This window comes from Pseudomonas sp. GM17 (assembly GCF_000282175.2).
In the GTDB taxonomy this organism is placed as follows: Bacteria; Pseudomonadota; Gammaproteobacteria; order Pseudomonadales; family Pseudomonadaceae; genus Aquipseudomonas; species Aquipseudomonas chlororaphis.
Genome location: NZ_CP124732.1, coordinates 3,581,795 through 3,594,833, shown reverse-complemented (window position 1 = coordinate 3,594,833; position 13,039 = coordinate 3,581,795). Strand labels below are relative to the sequence as shown.

Here is a 13,039-nt window from a genome sequence, read left to right as displayed (position 1 = left end):
TGTGTAGCCGCTGCCGAGCCTGCGAGGCTGCGCTCGGTTTGGGCGGCATTGCGACGTAGCAACTGCAAAGCCTGAGTCTGCGGTCTGTCTGGATAAGCGTATTTGCGAGCGCAGCGCGTCCGCTTACCAGGTGAAGTTGGCGGTCTTGGGCAGGCTCAGCTGGCCTTTGTCGACGAAACGCATCGTGCCGAACGGGCCGCCGGCGAGCTTGCCGCGCAGCACGTAGGGCAGGTCGTCGAGGCTTTGCGTCTGGCTCAGGCCCAAGGTCTGGCGCAGCACGGCGAAGGCCGAGACGCTGACCGGCACCACCAGCACCCCCTCGGAGAAACGCCCGATGCTGCCGCTCTGGTCGCTCACCCCGGAGGCCAGCGGCTGGCCATTGACTTCCAGGTCCAGGGCCACGCCGTTGTAGTTGATCGCGGTTTCGTTGGGGTTCTGCAGGCGCAGCTTGACCGCGAAGCGCACTTCCAGGTCCTGGCTGGGCAAGGGTTCGATACCGACCACATTGATGTGCAACTGATCGCGCTGGGGAAACAGGGCGCAGGCGCTCAGGCTGAGCAACAGCAAGGAAAGGGTGAGGCCGAGGAATCTGCGCATCAGGGGTCGTCTCTGCGGGAAGGGAGGCACTGATGAATCTAGCGCGGCCAGGTCTGCACCACAAACCACGATGTCAAGAACGCCCGGTTTCTGTAGGAGCCAGGCTTGCCGGCGATTGGGCCGGCAGGGCTGGTAGTGAGCTTGAGGCCTGCCGTCTGGTGGTGTCGCCACCGACGCCATCGCGAGCAAGCTTCGCTCCTACAGATGCCAGTTTGGCGGTGCGGCCAATAACGCCATCGCGAGCAATCGAGCGTCGACCGGCTGCTCCTACAGATGCTCGGGGTCAGGCGTTGGCCTTGGCGCTCACATCCGGGTCCTGCATGACTTTGAGGGTCGCCGCTTCCGGGTCGAACTCGTCTTCTTCCAGCTCGATGAATTCTTCCGGCAGGAAGATGTTCAGCAGGATCGCGCACATCGCGCCCACGGTGATCGGCGATTCGAAGATGTTGTGCAGCGCCTTGGGCAGTTCGCGCAGGACTTCCGGCACCGCCGCCACGCCCAGGCCCATGCCCAGGGAGATCGCCACGATCAGCACGTTGCGTCGATGCAGCCCGGCTTCGGCGAGGATCTTGATCCCGGCCACGGCCACGGTGCCGAACATGATCAGGGTCGCGCCGCCCAGCACCGGCTTGGGCATCAGTTGCAGCACCGCACCGATCACCGGGAACAGCCCGAGCAGCACCAGCAGGCCGGCGATGAAGTACGCCACGTAGCGACTGGCCACGCCGGTCAGCTGAATCACCCCGTTGTTCTGGGCGAAGGTGACCATCGGCAGGCTGTTGAACACCGCCGCCACCATCGAGTTGAAACCGTCGGCCAGCAGGCCGGACTTGATGCGCTTGATGTACAGCGGGCCCTTGACCGGCTGCTGGGAAATCATCGAGTTGGCGGTCAGGTCGCCGGCCGCTTCCAGGGGCGAGATCAGGAAGATCACCGCCAGCGGAATGAAGGCGATCAGGTCGAAGGAGAAACCGTACTTGAACGGCACCGGCACGCTGACCATCGGCACGTCCGGCATCGCCGCCATATCGACCCGGCCCAGCAGCCAGGCGACCACGAAGCCCAGGGTCAGGCCGATGACGATCGAGCCCAGGCGCAGCATTGGGTGACTGAAGCGGTTGAGCACGACAATGGTCAGCAGCACCAGGGCGGCCAGGCCCAGGTTGCTGGCGGCGCCCAGGTCCGGCGCGCCGAAGCCGCCGGCCATGTCGGTGACCGCCACCTTGATCAGCGACAAGCCCATCAGGGTGATGATGGTGCCGGTCACCACCGGGGTGATCAGCTTGCGCAGCTTACCGATGAACTGGCTGAGGAACATCTCGATAAAGGCCGCGCAGAAGCAGATGCCGAAGATGGTCGAGAGAATTTCCTCGTTGCTGCCGCCACGGCCCTTGACCATCAGGCCGGCGCTGAGCAGCACGCTGATAAAGGAAAAGCTGGTGCCCTGCACGCACAGCAGCCCGGAGCCGATCGGCCCCAGGCGCCGGGCCTGGACGAAGGTGCCCAGGCCCGAGACGAACAGCGCCATGCTGATCAGGTAGGGTGTTTCGTTCTGCAGGCCCAGCACGCCGCCGAAGATCAGAGTCGGGGAGATGATGCCGACAAAACTCGCCAGCACATGTTGCAGCGCGGCGAAGATCGCCGCGCTGAAATGCGGGCGGTCCTCCAGGCCATAGATCAGGTCGGACTTGTAGCGCGGCGTGGAGCGATCAGGTGCGGTCATGGGAAAAAGCCTGCCAATGACGTGTCGATAGGGCATGAAACACGTGGAGAAAAGGGGCGCGACGCGGGCTGTCGAAGGACGTAAGGCAAAATCTGCGGACCCGGTCAGAAAAATGGAGGCGCAGGATGCCAGAAAGGTGACCGGGCCAGAAGGGCTAGCCTCACAATCATCCAGACATCGCCGGTCCCTGTAGCCGCTGCCGCAGGCTGCGATCGGCTGCGAAGCGGCCGCAATCCGGACAACGCACTCTGGCTGATGTACCGCAGGCTCAGGTTTTGCGGCCACTGCGTTGCCGATCGCAGCCTGCGGCAGCGGCTACGGGGTTCGCTACTGACAGATCCTGACAGGGTGCTCTGTTAAGCTGCGCCGATCTTTCCCTGTCGAGCCTGATGCCGTGTCGCGTACCACGCGTTTGTTGACCCTGTTGCAAGTGCTGCGCGGCAAGCGCTGCCCGGTGACCGCCGCGGTGCTGGCGGCGGAGCTTGCGGTGTCCGAGCGCACCCTGTACCGCGACATCGCCGAGCTGACGGCCCTGGGTGCGCCGATCCATGGCGAGGCCGGGATCGGCTATGTGCTGCGCAGCGGCCTGTTCCTGCCGCCGCTGATGCTCAACGCCGACGAGACCGAAGCCATCGTCCTTGGCCTGCGCTATGTCGACCAGCGTGGCGACGAAGTCCTCGGCAAGGCCGCCGCCGATGCCCTGGCAAAGATCGCCGCGGTGCTGGCGCCGGCAGCCCAGGAAGCCTTGCACAACCCAACCGTGCTGCCCGGCCCGCCGGCGTATCGCTACCCGGAAAACGTGGTGCCGCTGAATGTGTTTCGCCAGGCGATCCGCGAGCAGGCCAAGCTGCACATCGATTACGCCGACGTGAACAAGACGCCGAGCCAGCGCCTGATCTGGCCGCTGGCCCTGGGCTTCATGAACGAGGCGCGGGTGATCGTCGCCTGGTGTGAGCTGCGCGACGACTTCCGCACCTTTCGCACCGACCGCATCGCCGCCGCGAGCGAGCAGGGCCAGCGTTATCCGGGACGGCGCAGCGACCTGTTGCGCACCTGGCGCCAGCGCATGCAACTGGACGATGCCGGACGTTTCACTCCTGACAAGAACTGACGCGACGGCGTTTTAGCATGGCTCCAGCAATGACAAACAAGGAGCCGCAGCACCATGTCCAGCACAGCCATTTCTCTCGCACCGGCCATCGCCGCCTACCTCGCGGCCACCAATGGTCGTGACAGTTCGGCGGTCGCCAGTTTCTTCGCCGAAGACGCCCAGGTGTTCGATGAGGGCCAGCACCAGGCCGGCACCCGGGCCATCGCCCAATGGATGGAAGACCGCGCCCGCCGTTACCAGCCACGGCTCGAGGTGCTCAAGGTCCAGCAACGCACTGGCAAGGTGCTGGTGGACAACCTGATCTCCGGCAGCTTTCCCGGCAGCCCGCTGGAATTGCGCTACGTGTTCCGGCTCGACGAGCAGGGCAAGATCGCCCGGCTGGATATCTCGCTATAGCCATCGCGCCCGCACTCGCTGTAGCCGCTGGCGAAGCCTGCGATCGGCAACGCAGTTGCCGCAAAACCTGGGCACGCGGTGTATCAGATAGAACGCGCGGCCCGGATTACGGCAACTGCGTTGCCGATCGCAGCCTCGCGCTGCTCGGCAGCGGCTACACCGGCACCGTGTTCCTCGTAGCCGCTGTGGAGCGACAGCGAGGCTGCGATCGACCTGGGCGGCATTCCGACGCGGCGGTCGCAAGATGAGGCATGGCATACTGCGGGCCCATTTGCGGATGCGTGGACCCCATGCCTTTCGACTCCCCCCTCAGCGCCTATCAGTACGCCCTCCAGGAGCGCGGTTTCGTCGCCGACGAGGCCCAGGAGCGGGCGATGCTGGCCCTGCAGCAGTGTCATGTCGCGCTGCATGAAGGGCGACGCTCGATCACCGGGGTCTATCTGTGGGGCCCCGTGGGGCGGGGCAAGACCTGGCTGATGGACCAGTTCTATCAAAGCCTCGAGGTGCCGGCGCGGCGTCAGCACTTCCACCATTTCATGGGCTGGGTCCATCAGCGCTCGTTCCAGCTGACCGGCACCGCCGACCCGTTGCAGGCCCTGGCCCGCGAGCTGAGCGAAGAGGTGCGGGTGCTGTGTTTCGACGAACTGTTCGTCAACGACATCGGCGACGCGATCATTCTCGGACGCCTGTTCCAGGTGATGTTCGAGCAGGGCGTGGTGATGGTCTGCACCTCCAACCAGCCGCCGCAACAGCTGTATGCCGACGGTTTCAACCGCGAACGCTTCCTGCCGGCGATTGCCGCGATCGAGGCGCATATGCAGGTGGTGGCGGTGGACGGCGCCCAGGACCATCGCCTGCACCCGGGGGTGGCCACCCAGCGTTATTGGCTGACCCCGGCCAGCCAACCGAGCGCCCTGGGCCCGGCGTTCGAACAACTGGCGGCGGGGCAGGCGGTGTCCAGCGCGGTATTGTCGGTGGGCTACCGCGAGGTCCGGGTGATCAAGGCCAGCGAGCGGGTGCTCTGGTGCCGTTTCGCCGACCTGTGCGAGCAGCCGTTTGCCGCCATGGACTTCATGGCCCTGTGCGACCGCTTCAGCGCGATCCTGCTCAGCGAAGTGCCCGAGCTCAGCGCGCAACAGCGCCCGGGGCGGATTGCCCGGGGCACCGAGGATGGCGCCGAGCGAGTGGTGGCGGGCGATCGCGAGCTGCCGCAGCTATCGGTGCACGATGACAGCGTGCGGCGTTTCATCGCCCTGGTGGACGAGTGTTATGACCGCAAGGTGCCGCTCTACCTCGAAGCGCGGGTGCCGATGGAGGCGTTGTACACCGAGGGCTACCTGGAGTTTCCATTCCGCCGTACCCTCAGTCGTCTGAAGGAGATGCAGTTGCAGCGTTTCGGCTGAGCACGCCTGATCATTACAAGGGAGACCTGACTGTGAACCAGCCCCTGTCCCATCATCTGCTGACCATGGCTTACCAGAACGCCTGGGCCAATCACCGCCTGGGCAAGGCCTGGGAAATACTGGACCCGAGCGAGCTGGCGGCGCCGCGGGTGAGTTTCTTTCCCAGCCTGAAAGCCACCCTCAACCACATCCTTACCTGCGACTGGTTCTACGTCGACGCGCTGGAGCGAGAGCTGCGCGGCGAGGCGCCACGGGCCGACTGCTATGTGTTTTTCGATGACGAAGAACCTTTCGACCAGGCCGCCGACCTGCGCCGCGAGCAGGCGCTGGTGGACCGCCGGCTGATCGCCTATTGCGCGCAGCAACGGGATGTGGACCTTGCGCGTATCGTCACCATCGCCCGGGAAAAACCCCAGCGCGATACCCGGTTGCGCCTGCTCTCGCACCTGTTCGAGCACCAGCTGCATCACCGTGGCCAGGTGCACGCGATGCTCAGCGGCACCCGGGTGGCGCCGCCGCAGCTGGACGAGTTTTTCTGCGCGGGCGAGGCGGCCCTGCGCGCCGAGGACTTTGCCGAGCTGGGCTGGAGCGAAGCGCAGATCTGGGGCGCGGAGGCGGTCGAGGAAAAAGAACGGTAGCGCTTGACGCGCTAGCCGCTCGTTTGGTCATGTGCCGGTGTTTACAATCGCTCTCCCGGGGACCCGCCCGGATCAATAACTGTTGAGGACAAACATGGACGTTGCAGACGTATTGGTACTCCAGGCCAGCTACACCAACCCGGTACACGCCGAGGCGATCGCCCTGGTGCTCAACCACTATGCCCAGGACCCGATGGGCGGCGGCCAGCCGCTGGACGCCGATCTGTTGCGGCAATTGCCCGGCGAACTGGCCAAGCGGCCCCACGCGTTCAGCGTGCTGGCCTTTGTCGGTGGCGAACCCGCAGGCCTGGTGAATTGCTTCGAGGGTTTTTCCACCTTTGCCGGCCGGCCGCTGGTCAATGTGCACGATGTGTCGGTGATCGATAAATTCCGCGGCCTGGGCCTGAGCCAGAAGATGCTGCACAAGGTCGAGGAGATCGCCCGCCAGCGCGGCTGCTGCAAGATCACCCTGGAAGTGCTGGAGGGCAACGCGGTGGCCCAGGCGTCCTACCGCAAGTTCGGCTTCGACGACGCCAGGCTCGACTCGAGCCATGGCCGGATGCTGTTCTGGAACAAAACCCTGTAAGGCCCTGGAGCCCGCCGGCCGATGAACTCATCTCCCCTGGATGCCCCCGTGACCCGCCGTGACAGTGCCTGGACGGTGTTCCTGGTGTTCCTGCGGCTGGGCTTGAGTTCCTTCGGCGGGCCGGTGGCGCACCTGGGGTATTTCCGTAGCGAATTCGTCCAGCGCCGCGCCTGGCTGAGCGAGGCGGCCTATGCCGAGCTGATCGCCCTGTGCCAGTTCCTCCCGGGGCCGGCCAGCAGCCAGGTGGGCTTTGCCCTGGGCTGGTCGCGGGCGGGGCTGGCCGGCGCGCTGGGCGCCTGGCTGGGTTTCACCTTGCCTTCGGCGCTGATCCTGATTGCCCTGGCCATGGGCCTGAGCGGTAGCGGCACAGGGTTGCCCGGCGGGCTGGTGCATGGCCTGAAGATCGTCGCGGTGGCGGTGGTAGCCCAGGCCCTGTGGGGCATGGCCCGTGTCTTGTGCCGCGGGCCGTTGCGCATGCTGATCACGCTTGTCTCGGCGATCAGTGTACTGCTCTGGCCGACCACCCTCGGTCAGGTCTGCGTGATGTTGCTGGCGGGGATGATCGGCGCAGGCCTGCTCCAGCCGACCTTCGACCAGCGCGAGGACGGGCTGGCGATTGCGGTCGGCAAGCGCACGGGCTACCTGGCCCTTGTGCTCTTTGCCCTGTTGCTGGCGGGCTTGCCGCTGCTGGCCGGGCTCTGGCCCAGCCTGTCGCTGCTGCTGGCCGACAGTTTTTATCGCGCCGGCGCCCTGGTGTTCGGCGGCGGCCATGTGGTGCTGCCGCTGCTGCAGAGCGAGGTGGTCGCACCGGGCCTGCTGAGCAACGATCTGTTTCTCGCCGGTTATGCCGCTGCCCAGGCGGTGCCGGGCCCTTTGTTCTCTTTTTCGGCCTTTCTCGGCGCCGCCATCGACGGCTGGCGCGGCGCGCTGGTGTGCCTGGCGATGATTTTCCTGCCGGCCATGCTGCTGATCGTCGGCGTCCTGCCGTTCTGGCAGCACCTGCGCCACCTGGGCTGGGTCCAGGCCGCGCTGGCCGGCGTCAACGCGGCGGTGGTCGGCCTGTTGGCGGCGGCGCTGTACGACCCGCTGTGGACCAGCAGCATCCTCAAGCCGCTGGACCTGGGGTTGGCGCTGCTGGCCCTGGCCGCGCTGATGCGCTGGAAGCTGCCGCCCTGGCTGGTGGTGCTCGCCGGTGGCGGCGTCGGCCTGCTGCTGGAGGCCTGAGGCCAGCGTCGTCAGGTGCGCGGTGGGTGATTGAGCCGGGCAAACACCAGGCGGAACAGGGTGAAGCTGCCCGGCACGCTGCTGACCTCGGTCCGGCCCTGATGCAGGTTCATGATCGAGCGCACGATCGCCAAGCCCAGTCCCGTACCGCCTTCGGCGCGCGAGCGGCTGCTGTCGACCCGATAGAAGCGCTCGAACAGGTGCGTCAGGTGCTGCTCCGGGATACCGGCGCCGGGGTTGCCCACCGACAGCGACACGCTCGATTCATGCTCCTCCACCAGGATCGAAATACTCGACGCCCGCGGGCTGTGGCGGATGGCGTTGGACAGCAGGTTGGAGATCGCCCGCTGGATCATCAGGCGGTCGCCATACACCAGGCCATCGCCGGACAGGCTGATGCCCAGGTGCTTTTCCTCGGCGCTCAGGGCGAACAGTTCCATGACCCGCCGCGCTTCCTCGCCCAGGGATATTGCTTCGAACGCCACCTGGGAGGCCGGATGGCTGACCTGGGCGAGGAACAGCATGTCGCTGACGATCCGGGTCAGGCGCTCCAGCTCTTCGGTGCTCGACTCCAGCACCGCCTTGTACTCGTGGGGCGGGCGCTCCCGGGACAGGGTGACCTGGGCCTTGCCCATCAGGTTGGTGATGGGCGAGCGCAGCTCGTGGGCCAGGTCGTCGGAGAATTGCGAGAGCTGCTGCACGCCGCCGTCGAGCCGGTGCAGCATGAAATTGATGCTGTGGGCCAGCTCGGCCAGCTCCCGCGGCAGGTTGTCCGGCGACAGCCGATGGGTCAGGTCCTGGGTGGTGACCTTGGCGGCTACCCGGCTGAATTGCTGCAACGGCGCCAGGCCACGCTGCACCACCCACCAGGCGCCGATGCCGATCAGCATCAGCAGCAGAGGCAGGGCGATCACCGTGGAACGCAGGTAGGCACTGAGCAACGCCTGGTCATTGGCCCGGTCCAGGGACAGCACCACCCGTACCTGTTCGCCATTGCGCAGGGTTATCAGGCTGGAGGCGCTGAGCAACCGGTTGCCGGCGCTGTCGAGCCAGCCGAGGAACGCCGGGCTTTCCGGCTGGGTCAGGGCTTCGGGCAGCGGGCCCAGGTTGCGGTTGCCGATGTTCAGCAGCGGTTCGGCCTGGGGATCGGCGGCGAAAATGCTCAGGTGCAGGTTGTCGTGGCCCATCACCAGGTCCAGCAGCGAATGTGGGCGGGCGGCGATATCGCCGGTCTTCAGGTCGCTGGTCAGGGTGTGGCGGATCTGTTCGAGTTTGTTGTCCAGGCTTTCCCGCGCCAGGCTGCCCAGTTCGTGGCTGAGGGCCAGGTAGGCCAGGGTCGCGAGCAGCAGCACCAGGCCCGCACCCATCAGGCTGACGGTCAGGCCCAGGCGCATGGACAGGCTGCTGGCGGTGCGTTGCGCGGCTTTCATTGGCGCACTTCCAGGACATAACCGACACCGCGGATGGTGTGGATCAGCTTGATCTCGCTGGCATCGTCGATCTTCGCCCGCAGGCGGCTGATGGAGACCTCCACCACGTTGGTGTCGCAGTCGAAGTTCATGTCCCAGACCAGGGAGATGATCTGGGTCCGGGTCAGCACCTCGCCCGATTGGCGCATCAGCACCTGCAACAGGGTGAACTCCTTGGTGGTCAGGTCGATGCGCCGCGAGCCGCGATAGGCCCGGTGCCGGCGTGGGTCGAGCTCCAGGTCGGCGACCCGCAGGGTGTCGGTCGCCGGCAGGTTCTCGCTGCGCCGCAGCAGGGTGCGCACCCGCGCCAGCAGCTCGGGAAACTCGAACGGCTTGACCAGGTAGTCGTCGGCCCCCAGGTCCAGCCCCTTGACCTTGTCGGCCAGGCGCCCGCGCGCCGAGAGCATCATCACCCGGGCGTTGCTGTCCTTGCGCATGTCTTCCAGCACCTGCCAGCCGTCCTTTTCCGGCAGATTGACGTCCAGAATCACCAGTTCGTAGTTTTGCTGTTCGATCAGGTAAAGCCCGTCGACACCGGTGGCGGCGCGGTCGACTACATAACCGCTTTCGGTCAGGCCCTGATGCAGATAATCGGCAGTTTTACGCTCGTCTTCGACAACCAGAATGCGCATGGAAAAGTGACCTCTTGATCATTAATACGATTTCAATGGCGCTGGATATGAAGTTGTTGTTGGACCAGCCATAAAGCCCGCGAAGTTGCTGCTGATAAATAGCCTCAGCCGTTTGGGTCGGGGAATGCTCAAGCCTGAAGTGGCTTTAGGGTCAAGATTTAAAGTGCTTGATATCAATAGCTTGTGCCTGTTTTCGACAGCCGGTTAGCTGGCTGGTCCAATAGCAAGCCAAGTGAAGTGATTCAAACTGATCATCTGTCATTTACTGTTTCAATATATGTCGTAGTTTGGCGGAAACTTATATTAATACAGCCGGCAGTGACGCCTGCTTAGATGGCGTAATTGTCATTTTGACGTCAGAAAGTTGATAGCCCATGGTCATGTCGCTGATATCGACGGCGATAAAAAAAAGGCGCCCGTGAAAGAGCGCCGGAAGATCCTCTCTGGCAAGGGAGCATGATCGTCAGAGAGGGGTAGAGCTCGGGGCGTTTCAGGCGTCCGGTTGCGCGCTGGCGCGGGTCGGGTCCTCGGCGGGTGCCTGAGTTTTTTTCCCACTCTCGGAGGACGCCTGTTCGCTATCGGTGCGGGGTATCTGCTGGCTGATGGGGAAGTTGTCCCAGTAGTGCTTCATGCGTTCAGCGCCGCCTTCGGCGAACGCTGCACCCGAGCTGGCAATCATCAGACCGGCGAGCAGGAGTGTGGAGGCTTTCATGTGTGGTGTCCCATTGACGGTGATCGGAATTCCGTCGCGTCCCTGTAACGAAGCAGTAATAGAAGTATGGCGCGATCTTATTAACTGGGGGTTAACAGGGCGCTGAAGGCGGGATGACAATGCTGTCATCCCGGATGAGAGGCGCTGACGGCCCACTGATATGGGCCGTGTAGGAATAAGGGCGGGTTAAAGCTTCCAGTCCAGGCTCAGGGTCATAGTGCGCGGTTCGCCCCAGTAGACGCCGTTATAGAAGCCGACCCGTTCGTAGTACTTTTTGTCGAACAGGTTGGTGACGTTGAGCGAGGCCGACAGGTGCGGGTCGAACTCGTAGCGCGACATCAGCCCGGCCACGCTGTAGGCCTGCTGATGGATGCGGGTGTTTTCGGTGACGATACGCCCGTTGCCGTCGCGCCCCACCGGCCGCCGGCTGCTGCCGTAGATCTCGCTTTGCCAGTTCAGGCTGCCGCCGACGGTCAGCGCCCGCCACTGGCCCGGCAGGCGATAGGCCGTGGACAGGCGCAGCATGTTCATCGGCTCGCCGCCGTTGGCGCGCTGCTTTTCGCCGTCCAGGGCGTGGGTATAGGTGTAGCCGGCGGTGAGGTTCCAGTCCGCGAGGATTTCGCCCGAGACCTCGGCCTCGAACCCCCGCACCTTGCCGCCTTTGCCGCCCGACTTGTAGAACTCCTCGCCAGTGACCGGGTCCGGCGGCACCGAGCTGTCCAGTTCGGCGACGTTGTCCTGCTTGCTCCAGAACACCGCGGTGGCCAGGTTCAGGCGCTCCTCCAGCAGGCTGCCCTTGAGCCCCAGTTCGTAGTTGCTGCCGACCACCGGTTCCAGGTATTTGCGGCTGGCGTCGCGCTGGGTCTGGGGCTTGAAGATGTCGGTGTAGCTGACATACGCCGTGTATTCGGGAGTGAGGTCGTACAGCAGGCCGGCGTAGGGGGTCCACATGTCGTTGTGCTGCTGGCGGGTGTCTTCGAGGCTGGTCAGCTGGTTGTTGGCATCGTAGCGGCGAGAACGACTGTGGGCGCTCCAGCTACCGTAACGGCTGCCGAGCACCGCGTGCAGGTCGTCGCTCAGGCTCAGGCGGGTGGCGAGGTAGCCGGCCTTTTGCCGGGTGCTGTCGCCGGAACCGGGCAGGTTGGTCACGGTGTCGGGAAACTTGGCGATGCCGCCCATGTATTTCCAGTCGGCGATGCTGGCGTAACCCGGTGGTGTCGGGCCGCCGACGGTGTAGGGCGACGACTCGCGGCGCTCGGCCTCGCCGTAGCCCAGCATCAGCTCATGTTCGCGGCCCAGCAGGCTGTAGGGGCCGGCCAGGTTGAAGTCGTACACGCGCATTTTCTGCGTGCCGATCATATGGCTGGCCCAGGCGGTCATGCCCGAGCGGTCGGCTTCCGGGAAACCGGCACCGCCGTAATAGACCTTGCCGTCGCTGTCGCTGTCGCGGTGGGTGTAGGCGGCTTTCAGGTGCCAGTCGTGGCCCAGGCGCTGGTCGAGGGTGGCGAAGGCGGTCTTGTCCCTGAGCGGCCAGGAACTCCAGTGCGCCGCCATGTTGGTGGAGCGCGGCAGATTGGCCTTGCCGCCCGCGGCGTTCCAGTAGGGCACGGTGCCCCAGGAGGTGCCCTGGACCTGCTTGTCCTGGTAGTCGTAGCCCACGGCCAGGGTGGTGCTGTCGCTCAGGTCGGCCTCGAGAATGCCGTAGCCGACTTCCCGCTGCAGCTGGTAGTGGTCGCGAAACGACTGGCTGTCGCGATAGGCCAGCACCGTGCGCCCGCGCAGGCGACCGTCGAACCCCAGGGGACCGCCGACGTCGACGTAGCTGTAGTAGTTGTCATAGCTACCGCCGCTGACGCCGGCCTTGGCCGCCCACTCGTGGGTCGGCCGCTTGCGCACCATGTTGACCGTGGCCGAGGGGTCGCCGGCGCCGGTGGTCAGGCCGGTGGCGCCGCGGACCACCTCGATGCGGTCGTAGATGATGGTGTCTGAATCGGACTTCATGCGGTTGAAGGTGTTGAGCATGCCATCGATCTGGAAGTTGTTGATGGAGTAGCCGCGAGAGGAATAGCTCACCCGGTCGGAGTCCAGGTGCTGGACCACCACCCCGGTGGTTTGCCCCAGCACCTCGGACAAGGTATCGAGTTTGAAATCGTCCATCTGCTGGCGGGTCACCACTGACACCGATTGCGGGGTTTCCTTGATCGACAGGTTCAGGCGGGTGGCGGTGCTCATGCTGCCGGTGGTGTAGGAACCGGTGTTCTCCGTGGTCGCGCCCAGGCCCTGGGCGGTGACGCTGGTGGCATCGAGCTCCAGGGTCTTGGCGCCGCGGTCGGGGTTCCGGGCGGGTTCGCTTTCGGCCAGCAGCTCGGGGCTCAGAACCGCGCCGCACAGGCCGAATGTCAAAGTCATGGAACGGGTGAATGGCGCGAGCATCGCTGCCGTCTCCTTGTCGTCGAGGGAAAAATCCGTTTGCACTGAGACGAAAAGGAGGAAGGGTATTTAGGCTAAACGAGAATAATTATTATCTTTCAGATACAACAATGCCCCA

At 64.8% G+C, this 13,039-nt stretch carries 12 protein-coding genes; 6 read left to right on the top strand and 6 right to left on the bottom strand.

Annotated elements, in window-relative coordinates:
- Positions 1–123: 123 nt before the first annotated feature.
- Complete coding sequence (locus tag PMI20_RS16190; protein WP_007928537.1) at positions 124–597, bottom strand: LEA/WHy family protein; 474 nt, start codon at positions 595–597, stop codon at positions 124–126.
- Between the two features lie 283 nt (positions 598–880).
- Positions 881–2,320, bottom strand: a complete 1,440-nt coding sequence (locus PMI20_RS16185) for a nucleobase:cation symporter-2 family protein (RefSeq protein WP_007928536.1) — start codon at positions 2,318–2,320, stop codon at positions 881–883.
- 394 nt (positions 2,321–2,714) lie between these two features.
- On the opposite strand from PMI20_RS16185, the gene PMI20_RS16180 reads away from it, so the two are divergent.
- The 6 genes from PMI20_RS16180 to chrA all read left to right on the top strand — a co-directional run bounded on the left by PMI20_RS16180 (position 2,715) and on the right by chrA (position 7,678).
- Positions 2,715–3,431: a helix-turn-helix transcriptional regulator gene (locus PMI20_RS16180; protein ID WP_007920496.1), complete on the top strand. Its 717-nt coding sequence runs from the start codon at positions 2,715–2,717 to the stop codon at positions 3,429–3,431.
- 54 nt (positions 3,432–3,485) lie between these two features.
- Positions 3,486–3,827 (top strand): nuclear transport factor 2 family protein, encoded by a 342-nt coding sequence (locus PMI20_RS16175; RefSeq protein ID WP_007920497.1) that lies wholly within the window; start codon positions 3,486–3,488, stop codon positions 3,825–3,827.
- Between the two features lie 290 nt (positions 3,828–4,117).
- Positions 4,118–5,230 (top strand): cell division protein ZapE, encoded by a 1,113-nt coding sequence (zapE, locus tag PMI20_RS16170; RefSeq protein ID WP_284168148.1) that lies wholly within the window; start codon positions 4,118–4,120, stop codon positions 5,228–5,230.
- Positions 5,231–5,262: 32 nt separating this feature from the next.
- Positions 5,263–5,868, top strand: coding sequence for a DinB family protein (locus PMI20_RS16165; RefSeq protein WP_007922709.1), 606 nt, complete (start codon positions 5,263–5,265; stop codon positions 5,866–5,868).
- A 94-nt stretch (positions 5,869–5,962) separates the two neighbouring features.
- The gene (locus PMI20_RS16160; protein ID WP_007922710.1) at positions 5,963–6,454 is read left to right on the top strand and encodes a GNAT family N-acetyltransferase; all 492 of its coding nucleotides are present in this window, start codon (positions 5,963–5,965) and stop codon (positions 6,452–6,454) included.
- Between the two features lie 21 nt (positions 6,455–6,475).
- Positions 6,476–7,678: a chromate efflux transporter gene (gene chrA, locus PMI20_RS16155; RefSeq protein WP_007922713.1), complete on the top strand. Its 1,203-nt coding sequence runs from the start codon at positions 6,476–6,478 to the stop codon at positions 7,676–7,678.
- Between the two features lie 11 nt (positions 7,679–7,689).
- On the opposite strand, the gene PMI20_RS16150 is transcribed toward chrA, so the two are convergent.
- The 4 genes from PMI20_RS16150 to PMI20_RS16135 form a co-directional block, all read right to left on the bottom strand.
- Positions 7,690–9,108, bottom strand: coding sequence for a heavy metal sensor histidine kinase (locus PMI20_RS16150; RefSeq protein ID WP_007922714.1), 1,419 nt, complete (start codon positions 9,106–9,108; stop codon positions 7,690–7,692).
- The gene (locus PMI20_RS16145; RefSeq protein WP_007922715.1) at positions 9,105–9,779 is read right to left on the bottom strand and encodes a heavy metal response regulator transcription factor; all 675 of its coding nucleotides are present in this window, start codon (positions 9,777–9,779) and stop codon (positions 9,105–9,107) included. Before PMI20_RS16145 ends, PMI20_RS16150 begins: the two co-directional genes overlap by 4 nt.
- Positions 9,780–10,269: 490 nt before the next feature.
- Complete coding sequence (locus tag PMI20_RS16140; RefSeq protein ID WP_007922716.1) at positions 10,270–10,491, bottom strand: hypothetical protein; 222 nt, start codon at positions 10,489–10,491, stop codon at positions 10,270–10,272.
- A 186-nt stretch (positions 10,492–10,677) separates the two neighbouring features.
- Entirely contained in the window at positions 10,678–12,924 is a 2,247-nt protein-coding gene (locus PMI20_RS16135) for a TonB-dependent siderophore receptor (RefSeq protein WP_007922717.1), read from the bottom strand.
- Positions 12,925–13,039 lie beyond the last annotated feature (115 nt).